Here is a 16,066-nt window from a genome sequence, read left to right as displayed (position 1 = left end):
GCGTGACATTGGGAGCATGAGTAAGGGAGCTGTCCCGGTTCGGCCCCGGCCCGGTGGCGGTAGCGGCAGCAGTGATCCGGCCATCGACCGTCTTTATCGCGATGGCCGGTTGATGTCGATGCCGACGATGCGGGCCCGCAATCGCATGTTGCGGGAGAAGCTGCTCAGCCATATCGCCCGCACGTCGTTCGAACCGAATGTCATCTACTCCGAGGGGCAGGTCAACCGGCGTCTGGCAGCCGTCTTCGATGATCACGTCGCGTTGCGGCGCTACCTGGTCGAGACCGGCCGCCTCGACCGCACCCGCGACGGCGCCCGCTACTGGCTGCCCGGCACCGAACAGTCCGCCGACGCTTGACCATTCGGCCGGATGTTCGTGAGATCGGTTGGCGGCCAACGGCTACGGTCCGGTCAACCGCGATAGGTCCGCAGAACATCCGGAGTGGCGGCGTACTCGGCCAGTCCCTTCGCCATGGACCGCATGAAGCGACGCAGATACCACTGGAAGAACCAGCGCATCCCCCCGCGCGCGAAATATGTACCGTGCCAATGGATGTGCGTTCCACCCTCAGGGGTCTCCCGCAATTCGACGGCGGCCCGGTAATCCGACATATGCGGATTCTCGACGCCCTCGTAGGCGAACCGGCGTAGCGGGTCGAGGGAGGTGATGCGCTCCTTGGTGACCACCTTCCCGGTGCGGAAGGCTCGGGTCGCCCCGACGCCGTCTCGCCCCTCTGGCGAGATATCGTGGGACAGAGCGGATTCCAGTGCGTCCAGCCGCGACCATTCGGGCCAGCTCCGCGCGTCGAGCAACAAACCCCACACCGCTGCGGGTGGCGCGGCCGATACCGCGGTGACGTCGTACGAAAGGGTTTCGACCATGTACAAGACGTTAAAGGCTGGTCGGCAGCGCTCCCATACTCGAGATTGCCGTGCCGCGATCAACAATTGCGATACGCCGAGGGGCGAGCTCCGGCGTGCCGCACGAATGCGGTCGACAGGGCACCCGGGCTGCTGAATCCGCACCGCGACGCGATCTGGGCGATGGTGAGTTCGGTATCGCGTAGCAGCCGTTTGGCCTCCTCGATCCGTAGCCGGGTGAGGTAGCGGTAGGGCGTCACCCCGGTCGCCTCCTTGAAAACCCGCACGAGGTGGAAGACGCTCAAGTGCACCTCGCCCGCGATATCGGCCAGGGTGACCGGATCCGCTATCCGAGCACGCATCATCGCCACCGCCGCGTCGACGCGTTTGTCCTCGCGCACCGGCGTTTCGGGCGACGCCGACCGGCCATGGCGGGTGAGCAGATGCATGCTCAGAAAGGCCGCGGCGGACTCGGCGTAGAGGTCATCGGCGTCGCCGGGTGCACTCAGCGCGCGAACAACCGCCTCGACCAACGGATCTCCCGCCGCCAACGACGCGGCGATGGCCTCGAAGTCCACCGCGCGACCACCCAACTGCTCGGCGGTCGCATCGACGGCGCCGCGGGGAATGTGGACCTGCACGCTGCGCATCGGCCCGTCGCAGCGATAGCTGCGCAGCACCGGCTGATCGGGGAGCCTCAGGTCGAGCCGTCCCGGCAGCCAGGCGGAGCGGGTGCACCGCCCGCCGCTTCGCGTCTCGAGCACTCCTCGCCCGGCGACCGGCAGCACCAGATGCAGATCCGCGGCCGCGGGTAGCGCCATATCCTCGGCGATCGGCGCATGGTCGAACCGCTGCACGAGCAGCGACCCCCAACCCGCGTCCTCCCAACTGCAGTATGTCCGCCGCACGTAGCGATCCATCTCGAAACCGGTATAGGGCCGCAGATCCAAACGCGCGGAGTCGAACACCATACGGCCGAGGCTACCGACCGCCCTAATGGGTTGCGCCCAACCGCATTCGGATCTGCTCTTCGACGACCTCATAACCCAACCGCTGGTAGATACCGTTGCTCGTGGGATTCGACCGGTCGGTGAACAGCAGCACCTCCCGGTTCCCGGCGTCCAACGCGGCCTGCGACACGTGGTGCGTCACCGCGGCCGCATAGCCGTGTCCACGATGTTCCGGCGGGGTGGCCACCAACCCGACCCGCACGATGCCGGAAACGCTGCGCGAGAGCGAAGCGACCGACACCGGCTCCCCATCGACCTCCCACAACCAGATCCCGTTGTAGGAGAGGCGCTCACCGATCTGATCGAACGCCGAGCCGTTGTCATCCGCGAATACTTTGGTGAAATCCTCCAGCACCGCCCGGTCGGACTGCTGAGCGAGCCGAGCCCGCCCGGCCGTCGGGCGCGGCGCCACCAGCCCACCCAACCGGTAGAGCAACTGCTGATCGACGACCTCGGATTCGCGCCGCGCGGCCTCGGCGAAGGCCCGCACGACACCGACCGGCCCGACAACATGATCGAAATCCCGACCGGCGGCGTTCAGCACCGCCACCAACTCCGGGGTGTCAGCGGCGGCAAGCCCGAACAGGCCGAGCGCGAACGGCGGGGTATGGACGATCGCTCCGCCGACCCGACCACCGCGCGACAACCAGCCGAACAGCGGATGCTGCGGCCCATTGCCCGCGGCAACGGTCGCGCTCACGGTCAATGCCACATTGTGTTCGGCAGGCCGGGACCGCAGAAACTCGCCCGCCGCCGCCAAAAATTCCGTGGCATCTCCGGTGAAACTCCAATCCATGCCGCCATACTCTCGAAACGGGATCGGAGGCGCATCCCAATTAATCGCGAGTTCCCCATGGCGACAACGAACCTATGGTTGTGCCGAATCCCGCGAAAATGCCTGCCACCAACGGAATCCGCGCGGCGGTGCCGATCAGTGTTCAGTCGAGAGCGCGCGCGTAGCGTGCCGCCGCGAGAACCGCTTCGAGATCGATGTCCAGACTCGGATCCGCGTCCTGCGCTTCGGCGAACTCCCACATCACGTCGTCGAGCGTGGTCCGACGGGACAGCACGATGATCTCGTGTCGCACATAGTCGCTCACCGGAACACCGGACACGGCCGCCCGCAGGCACAGCCGGTTCCAGGCATCGACGGGCAGATCGTAGACGCGGACCAATGCCGTTGCGTCCTCGTCGATCTCCGCCTGCGGGGCACGCGCGGAATTCTGCTCGATGAAGTCCACCACGTTGTCGACGGGGACGCGCCGCCTGGCCAGCGTGATCAATTCTTGTCGCACCTGCTCGACGACCGACACGCCGGCCACCCGGGCCCGCCGCCGAAACAGGTTGTAGGCCATAGCGGGAAGATCTTCGACCAAGATGGACGCCATAGAGCCACAGTAAGCACAGCATCAGTGAATCGACAAGCGAAATCACCTGCACGACAACGTGAGTCCGAATAGCGGCTACCAGACCAGCGTGACGTCACCGACTCGAACGCCGCCGAAGAACCGCTTGCCCACGTCGGCGCCATCGTAGTTGTATCCGTTCAGGATCTCCGCCAGTTCGTCGGCCAACGCCTGCAACCTCGGGCTGACACTGTCCACACCCGCGTCGCGAATCCATCCCCACGCCTGCGGCACGCCCTCGATGGTGATGACGATCCGCCCGTCGAACGGCGCTTCTACGGAAAAGGAAATCTCTTCGGGACAGTCACGAAGTGGGCTGATCAATGCGAGCTCGGTCGGCGCACCCGCGGCGGAGAAGGTCCGCGCGAAGACGATGTCCGCGTGGATCATCTCGACTATGCGCTCCAGATCCGCATGCCGACCGGCCCGCTCGAATCGCGCACCGTAAATCCGTTGATCGGCCGCCCCACCCCGCATTCCGGCGCCGGATTCGGCCAAGATCCGATCGAGCATCCGCTGCGCCGCCGCACGTTCCGACACGCCGGTATTGGGATGATCGATCAGCGCCCGCAACCGAGCAACGCGCATCCCGAGACCGTGTCCCATGTGCCAGCCCCCTCGCAAGATAAATAATGCTTCGCCGGAATCCCGCCGACTCGCCCGACGAGGCTGAATGCTACCGAACCCGCTCGCCAAGGTTTCATTGCATTCGAAGGTGTGTGAACGACAATCGCCTTGCCGCGCAATAGAGTTGGACTCTTGCACACAAACGCAACACCCCGCGCGCCCCGCAGGACGGCCGAGCCGAGGCAACAGCACGTAGCGGTCGACGTATTTTACTTTTCCGTGGTTGCTTGTAGGTTCTGCTTGTGATGTCGACGGCGGATACGCCAGGGCCGATGTTGCCAGCCGGTGACTCGCGCGCCGTGGAGTTGACCACCGCGATCCACGGTGGCGACCTGGCCGCGCTGCGGCGCCTCCTCGCCGAGCAACCCGCACTCGCGTCGGCCCGCTTGCTCGACCGCAAAGGCGGCTCCCGCACGCCCCTGCATATCGTGACCGATTGGCCCGGATACTTTCCGAACGGCCCCCGCATCGCCGAGCTGCTGATCGCGGCAGGCGCCGACATCGATTCGCGCGGCACCGACGGTACCGGCGAGACACCACTGCACTGGGCCGCGAGCAGCGACGACGAAGCCGTGGCCCGCGTCCTGATCGACCACGGCGCCGATATCGAAGCCGCCGACGGATCGATCGGGACGCCGTTGGACAACGCGATCGGATACGGCTGCTGGAATGTGGCGCGCCTCCTGGTCGCCCGCGGCGCTCGCGTCGACAAGCTCTGGCACGCGGCAGCGCTCGGGCTGCTCGACCGCCTCGAAGAACTCGCGAACACCGATCCGCCGCCCACCGCGGCGGCGCTGAATCAAGCACTGTGGCACGCCTGCGCCGGCGGCCAACGCAGGGCCGCCGAACTGGTCGTCGGGTTGGGCGCCGATCTCGCATTCACTCCGGACTACGGCAGTGGCTCGGTGCTCGATGTGGCATCCGGCCACGGCACCCAGCGCAACAACCTGATCGCGTGGCTCGAGGGGCTGGGTGTGCGCCGAAGCTAGAACGCACCGAGAACGCGAAACCGAAGCGGCAGCCTCCCATCTGCCCGGTCCCACCCGGTAACCGCCTACTCTTCGCCATCGAGGCAGAGGAACGCGCTCCGGCGGAGAAGGCAAGCCGAGTTCGAGGTTAGGACGGCACACGGATGCCGGTACCGCACAAGGTGGTTCACGAGAAAGCCGCGGCGTAGTCGGTGACGAACTGTTCGAAGGTGCGGGCCGGGCGGCCGACGATGGTCGGCACGTCATCGGTGATGTAGTCCGCATCCCCCTGAGCAAAGAGGCTGAGCGCCAAGGCGTTGTCCGCGGCGACGGCGGCGGGAAGTCCGGCGTCGATCAAGGCCTGCCGCTGCCATTCGATCGTCTGGGGCCGGTAGGTGATCGGGCGGTTCAGCACCTTCGACAGTACCGCCGCCGCGTCGGTGTAGGAGAGGGTAGCGGGACCGGTGGGCCAGTAGGTCTTGCCCGCGTGATCGGTTGGCGCGGTGGCGATCTCGGCGGCCACCGCGCCGACGTCACGGGCGTCGATCATACCGATCCGCCCCTCCCCCGCCGACGCGGCGAAACTGCTCGTCGCGGCGATCGCGGGGGCCAGCATGAGGAAGTTCTGCATATAGGCGTTGTTTTTCAGCAATGTGTAGCCGAGTCCCGAGGCGATCAGCGCGTTTTCGATTTCGGCCTGGCCGCGGCGGCGAGCGATCGGCGAGTCCGGAGCGGAGTCACTGGTGATCTTCACGATGTGCGCGACACCGGCCCGGACCGCGCCGTCGACCACCGCGATCTCCTGGGCCGGGATCGCGGGGCTGACCAGCACCACACTCGAAATTCCGCGCAGCGCCGCATCGATGCTCGCCGGAACGGTCAGATCACCCGCGACGACCTCCGCTCCCGCCTCGGCAAGGTGCCGGGCTTTCTCCGGAGTGCGGGCCATAACCCGCACCGGCACACCGCGTTTCGCGAGCACGAGCGCCGCCGCCGAACCGACCTTGCCCGCAGTGGTGATGAGGACCATGCCTGTGAATTCCATTGCTATCTCTCCTTCGCAACTATCCGCGTGAAACCGGCAGGACATCCGCGTCCGATCGCCCTGTCGCGGATTCGAGCCCGGTAACTCGACGGAGCACGTCCGTCAATGCCGCAACGGGGTCGAGCGGAGCGGCGGCGCTGCGCCAAGCGATATAGCCGTCGGGGCGCACCAGGGTGGCGCCGGTGGCCTCGATGCCGTACGTGTCTTCGAAAGCGTTGGACTCCAACGGTTTCACATCCGCACCCAGGTGCACGAAGGCGGTCGGCACGCCCACTCGCTCGGCCGCGCGGGCGGCGGCGGACCAGCGCTCGTCCGCCGAGAGCAGCACCCAGCGGTGGCCGAATAGATCCAGTGTCGAAATCTCCTTGTCCCCCAGCTGGATTCGCAGGTGTGGTGCACGGGTACCCGGCTGACCCGACCATTGATCGGGGCGCTGCGCAGGCGGCAGGTCGGATCCCGCGCCGATGACGGCGGACGAGCGGTACAGCTGGCCGAGTTCGATGGCGATATCGTCCAGGATCGGGGCCTCCGATTCGGGGGTCTTCAGATATGCCTTGTAATCGGCGCGGGCGAAGATCTGTTCGTGCCGCAGATTCGCGATCGCGCGGCGTTCGGCGTCATAGGTGTCGAGCAGAGCGGGCGCGGCCTGGCCGCGCAGGACGGCGGCGAGTTTCCAGGCCAGGTTGTGCACGTCCTCGATGCCGGTGTTCGCGCCGAATCCGCCACGGTTGGGCGGTAATTGGTGGGCGGCGTCCCCGGCCAGGAATACCCGCCCCATGGCGAAGCGGTCGGCGATCAACGCGGCAAGCCGCCAACGACCGGTGGTGATCAGGTCGATGGGAATATCGTTGCGGCCGATCGCTTTTCGCACCAGCTCCCGCTGCTCCTCGACGTCACGGTCGAGGTCGTCGCCGAGCATGAGGACCCAGCGCCCGTCGGAGTAGGTGGTGAGGAAACCCTTGAAATCCGGTTGTTCGACCTCGAATTGGACGACGCCGCGCTCCAGATAGTGATCGATGGGTGCGGTGAACAAGATACTGCGCTGCGTCGAAAGCAGCCCTTCGCCGCTGCGGGCGATGCCGAGCGCCTCGCGGATGGGACTGTCCGCGCCGTCGGCCGCCACCGAATACTGTGCCCGCAAACGGTATTCGACACCGTCGTCGCGACGGCGCAAGATCGCGCTCACCCCGTCGTCATCCTGGGTGAAACCGATCAACTCGGTGCGCGGCCGCAGATCGGCGCCCAGGTCGGTGGCGCGCTGGCGCAGGATGGGTTCGAGGCGGTCTTGTGGAATGGCGGTGGCATGGGCGGGCGAATATTCGATATCCGGCTGCTCGCCGCCGGGTGTCCACGGATACTCCTCGAACCAGGTGCCTGCCAAACTCTCGACCCGGGCACGCCGCGGCGCGCTGATGCCCTGGAGGGATTCGGGCACCGCGATACCGGTGGCCCGGAACAGCTCGAGCGTGCGTGTGGTGTACCCGATCGCGCGGGGATGCAGCGAACTGCCCGCATGCTTCTCCACCAGGACGACGGGTATGTCGTGCCAGGCGAGGAAGACGGCGGCGGACAGCCCGACGAGGCTGCCGCCGACGATCAGGACGGGTGTCGACTCAGTGATCGTGTTGCCGGACATGGCGATTACTCCTTCACTTCTCGAAATGCGGTGTGCCCCTGCGCCATACGGCGCGGAGCGAGAGGCTGTCATCGATCCGGGTTGTCGGGTCGCCATCGACGAGGACGAGGTCGGCGCGTGCGCCCGGCGCGATCCGGCCGCGGTCGTCCAGGCCGAAACGCTTTGCGGGGACCGAGGTTGCGGCCCGCAGCGCATCGATCGGGGTGAGTCCGGCCGCGACCAATAGCTGGAGTTCGTGGTGGATGCTCGCACCGTGTGCGACACCGCCGTGCGAGGGCAGCGGGATGGATGCGTCGGTGCCGGCGATGATGTCGACGCCCGCCTCGTGCAGTGCGGCGACGCTCGCCAGCACGACGTCCAGATCACCCGCCCGGTACTTGTCGAAACTGCCGCGCAGCGCCGCGAGCCACGGCTCGGGCAATCGCGAGCTCACCCGCGGATCGTCGGCCAGTTCTCGACCGCTACCACCCATCACCGAGTTGCTGACCACCAGGCACGGGGTGACGAAAATATCGGCGGCGACCAGGGCTGAGACGATCTCGTCGGTATGCGGCAGGTCGATGAACAGATGCGCGAGACCGTCCACGCCGACCTCGACCGCCTGCCAGGTGGCCGCCAGCGTCATCGCGTGCGCGATCACCTGTTTGCCGAGCCGGTGCGCCTCGGCTACTCCGGCCCGCAGCGAGTCGACATCGATCAGCGGCAGGCCGGGATGGCCCAGGACCGTGCCCTCTTCGATCATGACCTTGATGTAGTCGGCTCCCTGGGCGACCATCGCCCGGACGTGGGCCACCGCCTCATCGGGGGTCGATACCGAGGGCGGCGCCCACCCCGCCCCGGCGGGATGTTCGTCCAGATCGTCGATGAACTGCCGCGGGTGGCCGCCATCGGCCATCAACCCCAGCAGCGCCGAGCGCACATCGGCGAGATCATCGTCCGCATCGATCTCTTTGCGCTGCAACGGCGTCCAATAACCCTGCATCTCCAGTTCCGTGGTCACACCGAAGACGCGGGCGAGCCGCAGCCCGTCCAACGAGGTGTGCACATGACCGTCGATCAGGCCCGGGAGCAGCGTCCCGCCATTGCCGTCGACGATCTCGGCGTCACCCGACGGCGCCCGCCCGAGGGAGACGATCTCGCCTGCCCTGATCTCCACGGTCCGCTCCGAACGAACATGTTCGCCGTCGAAGATCCGCGCGTTGGTAATAAAAGTCGACATGAGTCCTCCAGAAGCGCCGACGCTCGGCCCTTGTCCGCCGATCTGGCGAAGAACCGCCAGGGTTGCGCTGTCTCAATCAGGTTAACGAACATGTTCGTTACGAACAAGTTCGAAAATTCCGTTATGGTGCCGTTCGAGCGGTGTATCGCAACCACTCAGATACTGAAAACTGCCTCTACCTGCGGCTGCGTCGCTTGGAATTCACGAACATGTTCGTTACGCTGCGGATGTGGCAGCAGATACCGATACCCCGCGCAGTCGCCGAGAGCGCCCCGCCAAACCCGCCCTCAGCCGCGCCGCGATCGTGGCGGCCTCGGTGGCGATCATGGAGACCGAAGGGCTCGAGCGGGTGACGATGCGGCGCCTGGCCCAGGAACTCGACACCGGACCCGCCTCGCTGTACGTGTACTTCCGCAATACCGCCGCACTGCACGCCGCGATCCTCGACGAACTGCTCGGCGAGGTAAACCTCGGGCCCGCAACCGAATCCGGACCTTGGCGCGAGCGACTGATCGATATCCTCGAGTCCTACATCCAGGTGCTCTACGCCCGTCCCAGCCTGGCTCGCTCCACGCTGATCGCCCGACCGCGCGGCGAGAACTACCTCGCGCTGCTGGAGGCCCTGCTCGCGATGCTCGAATCGGGCGGCGTCAGCCGGGAACGCGCCGCCTGGGCACTGGACCTGCTACTCCAATTCGCCACGGCATCCGCCGCCGAGCACGGAACCCGGGACCAGGCCGAAACACAGGAGGATTGGACCGCCTACACCACGGCATTGAGTTCGGTGGCAGCCGAGCGCTACCCGCACCTGGTAGCCGTATCCGGCGACCTGTTCACCGGCACCCCGCGCGAACGCCTCACCTGGATGTTCGAGGTATTGCTCAACGGAATCCTCACCGCCCCGGCCCCCGCCCCGAGTCACCATCCTGCCGAAACACCCGCGATCTCCGGATAGGCCGGAGGTCGTCGCGCGGACCGCCGTAACTAAGACGAAAGCGCTTGTACGCCAAGGCGCGACAGCGTCACGACTATCGGCCGCCCTCGGCGGGCAAGGTGAGGTCCGAGCCATGCCGACCGTCGGCGAGTTCGGCAAAGCTGCCGCGCAGCTGATCCAGACAGCGCCGCACCTCGCGAAGATCCCTTTCGAGCCGCCGCCTTTCGGTGACATGGGGTGGCATGCCGCGCTTGGTCACGGTGGCCCGCAGCGCCGATTGCAATGCCGCCGCCTCCACGGTGAGCAGTTCGTGGAAGACGCGCGCCTGCGCGACATCGGATTCGTCGTGCACCCGAACACCTACCGCCGCAGCGGATCCGACGACGTTCGCCTGCTGTACATATTGCCGTTGCCCATAATTCATCTTCCCGGACACATCAGACAATGGTCAATCGAAAACGTTGCCGCCCCGCGCAATTGACCGCAGCAGAGCAGTCGGTCGACGCGGATCACTCGAGCACTCCGATCGCCTCGTCGAGAAAGTCGTACAGTGCGGCGAGATCGCTGGTGGCGACCGCCACCAGCGAATGGGACCCGGCCGGGAGCTGACGCACGAGTACCGATCCGGCAGCCGTTGTCGACTCGATCACCATGCGGGTCAACGGAATTCGAGGACTGCAGGTCGTGGACGCCTCGGCGATGTCCGCAGGCCCAAGCCGCCACCATCATGATCGCCGAACGCACGGCCCGCTTGATGCGCAAGGCGAGCTGACCCGTGCGAGTGGTCAGCGAGTGAACTTGGCGACCGCCGCCGCGGTGACGGGAGTGAAGAGGTTGATCAGATTGCCGTCGGGATCACGAAACAGTAGGGATCGATTCCCCCACGGCATCGTCGTCGGCTCGTTGACGAAATCGTCGACCAGATCGCGGAGTCTTTCGTAGTCGGCGTCCACGTCGTCGACCATGAATTCGATGATGGCGGTGTGGTTGTCGGCCGGTCGCGCGCTACCCGCCGCGAACAGCGCGACGGTTCGGGTACTGCCGATCGCCAATGTGCCTGCCGGGGTGACCAATTCGGCGAAATCGGGTGTCGACCAGGTCGCCGCCATCCCGGTCAGCTGTTGATAGAACCCGACCAGGCGCTGAATGTCGGCGGTGATCAGGCGAATCGATACGAGGTTCACGACATGCTCCTTCAAGCAATGCGGCGGGCCGATCCCGCACACCCGCGACGTTAGAACCGATACCGGACAACTTCCGCCCGGTATAGTTCCGATGTGACACGACCGACCGCTCGGGTACTTGCCCTGCTGGAGATCCTGCAGACCGGCGGCATCCACACCGTCGGTCAACTCTCCGCACGACTCGGCGTCGACGAACGCACGGTCCGCAGGTACATCACCCATCTCACGGACTTGGACATCCCGGTCCTGTCGATGCGTGGCCGCTACGGCGGATACCGGCTCGCACCCGGATACCGGATGCCGCCGCTGATGCTGTCCGACGACGAAGCGCTGGCCGTGCTGCTCGGTCTGCTCGCGGGACGCCGCGCCGGATGGTCGACCGCCGCGGTCCACGCGGCCGACAGCGCGGCGGCCAAGCTGCGCCGGATTCTCCCCGAGACCTTGGCTGCCCGGCTCGAAACCCTGCTGCGGACAGTCGAATTCACCACCGAGCCGCGGCCGGGGACAACGCCGGAGATCGGCATCCTGCTACTGCTCGCCGAAGCCACCCGCGACCGTCGACCGGTCGCGATCACCCACCTCGGGCGTGACGGGAGGCGCGGCGACCGCACCGTGCACCCGTACGGGATCGTCGCCCATGCCGGCCGTTGGTACGTGACCGGGGCGGATTCGACCAGCGGCGAGACACGCTCGTTCCGGCTCGACCGCATCACCACCGCGACGGCGCTACCCGGAACGTTCACGCCCCCGGACGAATTCGAACCGGCCGCCCACCTCTTGTCCGCGCTGGCCCGGATGCCGTACCGGCACGAGGTCTCGGTCCGCGTCCAGGGCACCGCCGCCCAGATCCGTCCGCTACTACCGGCGGCGATCGCGATCGTGGAGCAGATCCCAACGGGCACAGCGCAAATCGACTTCGACCCATGGGTCCGGGTGCGCATCCGCGCGGAACGACTCGACTGGATCCCCGCACTACTGGCCGGTTTGGACCGCCGGATCATCGTCGAATATCCAGAGGCGCTCAACGATTCGCTACGTGCCCTGGCCCGGCGCCTGCTCGCCGACACCGGCGGCCAACCCGAGCCCAACGAATAGAACGCGGCCGGTGTGCACCACACGATCGACGAGTTGGTCGCCGCGACAAGGGTTCCGGCGAGCAGCGTGGGTCGTCGGGCAATTGAGGAATCACTCCATCCGGGCGATGTCCGTTCACCCCGCGACCGCGCAATCTCGGTAGCAGCCTGAGGCTCGGGTAACGGAATTCGAGGATGTGAACGCCGTATGCGTAAGACTCACTTGGTGGGTACCTGGCCGGGGTTGTCCGCGCCGGAGGCCATGGGCACCGCTCTGCGCCGGGTCGGTGCGCACCTGCTGCGCGGCCAGCGCCGCATCGGGCAACCGAATTCCGGCCAACTCCAACAGTTCTCGCGTCTGCGCCGGAGTGAATCGCAGGTCGGCGGGACGAATCTCGGTGAGCTCGCCCTCCACCCGCAGCCGGTGCAGACCGATCCGCAGGTCGGATCGCGCTCGTCCCGCCGCACCGGCACCAGCGCGGCGCGGCCCGCCAGATCCTTCCCCGCGATCCACGACCGCAACAAAACCGTCTTCCCGGAGCCGGGCGGAGCCGACACCACGGTCACCCGCGAGGCGCCGAGACGCTCGAAAAGCTCTGGGCGAGCGACAAGCCCGACGACATCGAGCCGAGAGCTGCCCTCGGAGGTCGAAGAATCACCGGATCGCACGGTACGCATCATCGCACAGCGTTGCCCCACCACGAGTCGAGAGCCGCACTGCGCCAACGGAAATGACCTAACGCGTGGCGGCAATGCGGTGAGGCCGACGTCGCCGGCGGTCGATGAACTATCTCGACCGTAGTTGTGCGACAGCGTTGATAACCCGGTCGTAGTGCGCACCCGCGATGCGGGCGGCGAGTGTCGCCAGCCACGCGTCCGCACCGATCAGGACTTGGGCTCGACCGCGTTCGACGCCCGCCAGGATCGCGCGGGCCGCCACATCGGCATCGGTGCGCGCGATCCGCCGCTCGAATCGCGCGATGACCTTGTGCGGGTCGACATCCGGAGCCACCAGCGCCGCCCGCGAGATCGGAGTCCGGATCCCACCCGGAAAAACAACGCTCACAGCAACATTCGACCCGACCAGTTCGGCGCGCAGGCTCTCACCGAATGCGCGAATCGCGAATTTGCTTGCCGCGTACGGGGCATGCTCTGCGCTGCCGACGAACCCCAGCGCCGAAGACAGGTTCGCGATCCGCGCGGGCTCACCGGTCGCGAGCAGGTGCGGCAGAAAAGCCTTGGTGACATGGACTGTGCCCAAGAAATTCACGCCCATCACGGTTTCGAAATCCTCGCCGGGCGTCGAGGCGACAGTGCCGACATGCAAGATGCCAGCACAGGTCACCAGCACATCACACCTGCCGAACCGATCGATCGTGTCGGCGGCGAAAGCATTCGACGCGCCACGGTCGCGGACGTCGGTGTGGCTGATCTCGACCCGTCCCGATCCCGTGCACAGCTGTTTCGTCTCACCGACCTTCGCGGCGTCGATATCCGCCAGCGCCAGGTGCGCGCCCCGGCGGCTCAGTTCCAACGACAGTTCGCGGCCTATTCCGGAGCCAGCGCCGGTGATGGCGACAATTCTTCCGTTGTACCAATCATATTGTCCCCCACCTATTTTCCGTCCGAGGAAGGTCATCGCACGGGCACCTATACCGCGACTGCTCATACATCGGAGCCTATGGTGCTCAGCCCACGGATGCGGGCCCCCTCGGCGGTGAACACATCGGATCTCCCGAGTACTCGATGACCTCCTGTCGCCCCGCCTCGCCGAACTGAACAGTGCCGCCGTCGATTTTGCCAACATGATCCTTCCCGCACTGGCCGGTCGGAGACTGCGACCCGCGCGGAGTACTACACCACGACGGTGAGTTGGGACGGCACGGGGTTGGTGCTCACGCTCCCCACCACCTCCCCCGCGGCAGGCATGTAGACGTCTTGGCTCACACCGGATCCGCCGCCGGCGGGCGGCGACCATGGTATTTGCCAGGTTTGGGTGAGCGATCGACCGGTTCGCAGATCCTGCATCGTGACCGTCGCCGTCACCGTGCATTGCGTGCCCGCCGACAGTGAGATGGGGAAAGGCGGTGCGACGCTGTAATCCGGGGCGAACCCAACATTCATTCTGGCCTGCGGCGGTCCCCCGCCAGGGGGAAATTCCTCCCGGGAAAGCGTGGCTGCGACAGTACCTTTGCACCAGGGTTGCGAGCCCGCCGGATCGGCCGCCTGAATCCCGTAGTCCCGTCCCTACTCTCCCGCAGGCAGCGGCCGGAGCGCGGTTGCGAGTTGAAACGCGTTGTCTACCTGCGTTATTCGCACATCGGCGAATCGGGCGTCGGTGAGCAGTGTGTGGAGTTCGTCGTCGGTGCGCAAGTGCATGCGGCGGGCGACAGGGGGCGGGGCGATTTTCGCGGGCGGGTTCGGGGCCACCGTGTGCAGGACGAGTCGTCCGCCGGGGGCGAGGACGCGGTGCAGTTCGGCCAGGGCGCGCGGGGCGTCCAGGTAGAACAGGACATTCATCAGGGCGGCTGCGGTGTAGGTGGCGTCGGGGAGCGGAAGGGCCTCGGCGGTTGCGTTGCTCACCTCGAGCCGACCGGCTCGTACGGCGTCGGCGTTGTTCCGCTCGGTGAGTGCCACCATATCTGCGCTGTGGTCCACCGCCGTCGCGCGACAATCGGATTCCAGCGCCCAGTGGATGAAAGTGCCTCCGCCGCACCCGATTTCGACGAGGTAGTCCTCGGGGGTGAGCGCGAGCGCCCGCAGGGTCGTACGGAAGATGTCGTGGTGGGCCTTCATATCCCGCCACCAGAACCGGGCGATGGGGCCACGCGGGTTCTTCAGGATGCGATCGGTGAAGATGTCGGCTATGCCGGGCATCGGAAATTACCTCATTTCGAGTCGGGTGGGCTACCGCGCGATGCGCAGGTCGCCGAATACGGTGCGACGGGCCAGCGGGCGGGCGAGGAAGTTGTGCGGGAAGCCGGGGTCGACGGCGGAGGCCGTATCCAGTCGGCGCAGCTGATGATCGTCGAATTCGATGCCGAGCGCGGCCAGATTGTCGTCGAGCTGGGCGACGGTGCGGGCGCCGAGAATGGGCGCGGTCACCGCCGGGTTGCGCAGCACCCAGGCCAGCGCCACCTGGGCGGGTGTGCGTCCCAGCTCCTCGGCGGTCGCGCCGACCAGCGCGGCCAGCGCGAGCCCGCGTTCGGTGAGCGAATCATTCGCCGCGACAAGGCTTTTCCGGGAGCCGCCCGAGATGTCCGGCGCGTCCAGGTCGGCGGCCCGGTACTTGCCGGTCAGCACGCCACCGGCCAGCGGCGACCAGGCCACCACGCCCAGACCCAGTTCCTGTGCCATCGGCACGAGTTCGCGCTCACCGGTCCGCTCGATGAGGTTGTACTCGATTTGCAGAGCCACCAGCGGTGACCAGCCGCGCAGCTGCGCGACCGTCTGCATGCGGGCCACCTGCCAGGCCGGGGTATTCGAAATGCCGACGTAGAGCACCTTGCCGGCGCGCACCAGGTCGTCGAGGCCACGCATGATCTCCTCGACCGGCGTGAGCCCGTCCCACAGGTGCGGGTACAGCAGGTCGATGTAGTCGGTGCGCAGGCGGCGCAGACTGGCCTCGACCGAGGCGATCATGCTCTTGCGATGGTTGCCGCCGGAGTTCGGATCGGTAAGTCGGCGCAGGGCACTGTATTTCGTTGCCAGCACCAGGCTTTCGCGCATGGGAGCGGCGAATTCGCCCACCCATTCCTCGGCGGTGCCGCCGGTGTACGAACTGGCGGTGTCGATGAAGTTGCCGCCGCGGCCGGTATAGCTGTCGAAGATTCGGCGCGCTTCGTCTTTGGCTGCGCCCCAGCCCCATTCGGTGCCGAAGGTCATGGTCCCCAGCGCCAGCGGCGAGACCCGCAGCCCCGATCTACCGAGCAACCGATAGTGGTCGAGGTCCGCCGGTATCGCCGCAGATCCCGCAGGATACCGGGATCCCGTTTCCACCAACATATTTCATCCCCTCCGGCGCACGCGGAGCCATAGCGGCAATATTCACACCACCGTTGCTAATGACATTCGTCTTCATTAAACTAGGCCCGATGGCTTCA

19 protein-coding genes are annotated in these 16,066 nt (G+C 66.5%); 5 read left to right on the top strand and 14 right to left on the bottom strand.

Annotated elements, in window-relative coordinates:
* The first annotated feature begins 16 nt into the window (after window positions 1–16).
* Window positions 17–358 (top strand): DUF2087 domain-containing protein, encoded by a 342-nt coding sequence (locus LGY53_RS14900; protein ID WP_225727283.1) that lies wholly within the window; start codon window positions 17–19, stop codon window positions 356–358.
* Between the two features lie 53 nt (window positions 359–411).
* On the opposite strand, the gene LGY53_RS14895 is transcribed toward LGY53_RS14900, so the two are convergent.
* The 5 genes from LGY53_RS14895 to LGY53_RS14875 form a co-directional block, all read right to left on the bottom strand.
* On the bottom strand, window positions 412–882 hold the full coding sequence (locus LGY53_RS14895) for an SRPBCC family protein (protein ID WP_225727282.1): 471 nt from the start codon (window positions 880–882) through the stop codon (window positions 412–414).
* Window positions 883–941: 59 nt separating this feature from the next.
* Window positions 942–1,832, bottom strand: coding sequence for an AraC family transcriptional regulator (locus LGY53_RS14890; protein ID WP_225727281.1), 891 nt, complete (start codon window positions 1,830–1,832; stop codon window positions 942–944).
* A gap of 22 nt (window positions 1,833–1,854) precedes the next feature.
* Entirely contained in the window at window positions 1,855–2,571 is a 717-nt protein-coding gene (locus tag LGY53_RS14885) for a GNAT family N-acetyltransferase (RefSeq protein WP_225727618.1), read from the bottom strand.
* A gap of 238 nt (window positions 2,572–2,809) precedes the next feature.
* Entirely contained in the window at window positions 2,810–3,259 is a 450-nt protein-coding gene (locus tag LGY53_RS14880; protein WP_225727280.1) for a hypothetical protein, read from the bottom strand.
* A 75-nt stretch (window positions 3,260–3,334) separates the two neighbouring features.
* Complete coding sequence (locus LGY53_RS14875) at window positions 3,335–3,865, bottom strand: hypothetical protein (protein WP_225727279.1); 531 nt, start codon at window positions 3,863–3,865, stop codon at window positions 3,335–3,337.
* Between the two features lie 311 nt (window positions 3,866–4,176).
* Between LGY53_RS14875 and LGY53_RS14870 the strand changes: the two genes are divergently transcribed.
* On the top strand, window positions 4,177–4,893 hold the full coding sequence (locus LGY53_RS14870; RefSeq protein WP_225727278.1) for an ankyrin repeat domain-containing protein: 717 nt from the start codon (window positions 4,177–4,179) through the stop codon (window positions 4,891–4,893).
* A 166-nt stretch (window positions 4,894–5,059) separates the two neighbouring features.
* On the opposite strand, the gene LGY53_RS14865 is transcribed toward LGY53_RS14870, so the two are convergent.
* From LGY53_RS14865 to LGY53_RS14855, 3 genes are read right to left on the bottom strand one after another with little or no spacing between them, the layout of a single operon-like run.
* Window positions 5,060–5,917 carry an NmrA family NAD(P)-binding protein gene (locus tag LGY53_RS14865; protein WP_225727277.1) on the bottom strand — a complete coding sequence of 286 codons (858 nt, stop codon included), beginning with the start codon at window positions 5,915–5,917 and terminating at the stop codon, window positions 5,060–5,062.
* Between the two features lie 19 nt (window positions 5,918–5,936).
* Window positions 5,937–7,553: an FAD-dependent monooxygenase gene (locus tag LGY53_RS14860; RefSeq protein WP_225727276.1), complete on the bottom strand. Its 1,617-nt coding sequence runs from the start codon at window positions 7,551–7,553 to the stop codon at window positions 5,937–5,939.
* 13 nt (window positions 7,554–7,566) lie between these two features.
* Window positions 7,567–8,772 carry an amidohydrolase family protein gene (locus LGY53_RS14855; RefSeq protein ID WP_225727275.1) on the bottom strand — a complete coding sequence of 402 codons (1,206 nt, stop codon included), beginning with the start codon at window positions 8,770–8,772 and terminating at the stop codon, window positions 7,567–7,569.
* A gap of 229 nt (window positions 8,773–9,001) precedes the next feature.
* Here LGY53_RS14855 and LGY53_RS14850 point away from each other — a divergent pair, with 229 nt between their 5' ends.
* On the top strand, window positions 9,002–9,727 hold the full coding sequence (locus LGY53_RS14850) for a TetR/AcrR family transcriptional regulator (protein WP_225727274.1): 726 nt from the start codon (window positions 9,002–9,004) through the stop codon (window positions 9,725–9,727).
* 73 nt (window positions 9,728–9,800) lie between these two features.
* Here LGY53_RS14850 and LGY53_RS14845 read toward each other — a convergent pair whose 3' ends face one another.
* The 3 genes from LGY53_RS14845 to LGY53_RS14835 form a co-directional block, all read right to left on the bottom strand.
* Window positions 9,801–10,130, bottom strand: a complete 330-nt coding sequence (locus tag LGY53_RS14845; protein ID WP_225727273.1) for a hypothetical protein — start codon at window positions 10,128–10,130, stop codon at window positions 9,801–9,803.
* An 85-nt stretch (window positions 10,131–10,215) separates the two neighbouring features.
* Window positions 10,216–10,359 (bottom strand): hypothetical protein, encoded by a 144-nt coding sequence (locus LGY53_RS14840; protein WP_225727272.1) that lies wholly within the window; start codon window positions 10,357–10,359, stop codon window positions 10,216–10,218.
* Between the two features lie 132 nt (window positions 10,360–10,491).
* A complete protein-coding gene (locus LGY53_RS14835) occupies window positions 10,492–10,890 on the bottom strand; it encodes a VOC family protein (protein WP_225727271.1) in 399 nt (132 codons plus the stop codon).
* A 93-nt stretch (window positions 10,891–10,983) separates the two neighbouring features.
* Between LGY53_RS14835 and LGY53_RS14830 the strand changes: the two genes are divergently transcribed.
* A complete protein-coding gene (locus tag LGY53_RS14830) occupies window positions 10,984–11,985 on the top strand; it encodes a YafY family protein (RefSeq protein ID WP_225727270.1) in 1,002 nt (333 codons plus the stop codon).
* Window positions 11,986–12,189: 204 nt separating this feature from the next.
* Window positions 12,190–12,765, top strand: a complete 576-nt coding sequence (locus LGY53_RS14825) for a hypothetical protein (RefSeq protein WP_225727269.1) — start codon at window positions 12,190–12,192, stop codon at window positions 12,763–12,765.
* Here LGY53_RS14825 and LGY53_RS14820 read toward each other — a convergent pair.
* The 3 genes from LGY53_RS14820 to LGY53_RS14810 form a co-directional block, all read right to left on the bottom strand.
* Entirely contained in the window at window positions 12,751–13,632 is an 882-nt protein-coding gene (locus tag LGY53_RS14820) for an SDR family oxidoreductase (RefSeq protein ID WP_225727268.1), read from the bottom strand. The two genes, LGY53_RS14825 and LGY53_RS14820, sit on opposite strands and share 15 nt — an antisense overlap.
* Before the next feature lie 578 nt (window positions 13,633–14,210).
* The gene (locus LGY53_RS14815; protein WP_225727267.1) at window positions 14,211–14,840 is read right to left on the bottom strand and encodes a class I SAM-dependent methyltransferase; all 630 of its coding nucleotides are present in this window, start codon (window positions 14,838–14,840) and stop codon (window positions 14,211–14,213) included.
* A gap of 30 nt (window positions 14,841–14,870) precedes the next feature.
* Window positions 14,871–15,968: an aldo/keto reductase gene (locus LGY53_RS14810; RefSeq protein ID WP_225727266.1), complete on the bottom strand. Its 1,098-nt coding sequence runs from the start codon at window positions 15,966–15,968 to the stop codon at window positions 14,871–14,873.
* Between the last annotated feature and the right edge of the window lie 98 nt (window positions 15,969–16,066).

Source organism: Nocardia sp. JCM 34519.1 (assembly GCF_020361265.1).
GTDB classification, from domain to species: Bacteria; Actinomycetota; Actinomycetes; order Mycobacteriales; family Mycobacteriaceae; genus Nocardia; species Nocardia arthritidis_A.
Note: the sequence above shows the minus strand (reverse complement) of the source record. Positions and strands in the feature narration are given on the sequence as shown.

Bases quoted from the DNA above. Each gene is read 5' to 3' on its own strand.
- LGY53_RS14855 (WP_225727275.1), bottom strand. From the start codon at position 8,772: ATGTCGACTTTTATTACCAACGCGCGGATCTTCGACGGCGAACATGTT.
- LGY53_RS14880 (WP_225727280.1), bottom strand. From the start codon at position 3,259: ATGGCGTCCATCTTGGTCGAAGATCTTCCCGCTATGGCCTACAACCTG.
- LGY53_RS14845 (WP_225727273.1), bottom strand. From the start codon at position 10,130: ATGAATTATGGGCAACGGCAATATGTACAGCAGGCGAACGTCGTCGGA.
- LGY53_RS14810 (WP_225727266.1), bottom strand. From the start codon at position 15,968: ATGTTGGTGGAAACGGGATCCCGGTATCCTGCGGGATCTGCGGCGATA.
- LGY53_RS14815 (WP_225727267.1), bottom strand. From the start codon at position 14,840: ATGCCCGGCATAGCCGACATCTTCACCGATCGCATCCTGAAGAACCCG.
- LGY53_RS14840 (WP_225727272.1), bottom strand. From the start codon at position 10,359: ATGGTGATCGAGTCGACAACGGCTGCCGGATCGGTACTCGTGCGTCAG.
- LGY53_RS14860 (WP_225727276.1), bottom strand. From the start codon at position 7,553: ATGTCCGGCAACACGATCACTGAGTCGACACCCGTCCTGATCGTCGGC.
- LGY53_RS14890 (WP_225727281.1), bottom strand. From the start codon at position 1,832: ATGGTGTTCGACTCCGCGCGTTTGGATCTGCGGCCCTATACCGGTTTC.
- LGY53_RS14865 (WP_225727277.1), bottom strand. From the start codon at position 5,917: ATGGAATTCACAGGCATGGTCCTCATCACCACTGCGGGCAAGGTCGGT.
- LGY53_RS14895 (WP_225727282.1), bottom strand. From the start codon at position 882: ATGGTCGAAACCCTTTCGTACGACGTCACCGCGGTATCGGCCGCGCCA.
- LGY53_RS14875 (WP_225727279.1), bottom strand. From the start codon at position 3,865: ATGCGCGTTGCTCGGTTGCGGGCGCTGATCGATCATCCCAATACCGGC.
- LGY53_RS14900 (WP_225727283.1), top strand. From the start codon at position 17: ATGAGTAAGGGAGCTGTCCCGGTTCGGCCCCGGCCCGGTGGCGGTAGC.
- LGY53_RS14820 (WP_225727268.1), bottom strand. From the start codon at position 13,632: ATGAGCAGTCGCGGTATAGGTGCCCGTGCGATGACCTTCCTCGGACGG.
- LGY53_RS14870 (WP_225727278.1), top strand. From the start codon at position 4,177: ATGTTGCCAGCCGGTGACTCGCGCGCCGTGGAGTTGACCACCGCGATC.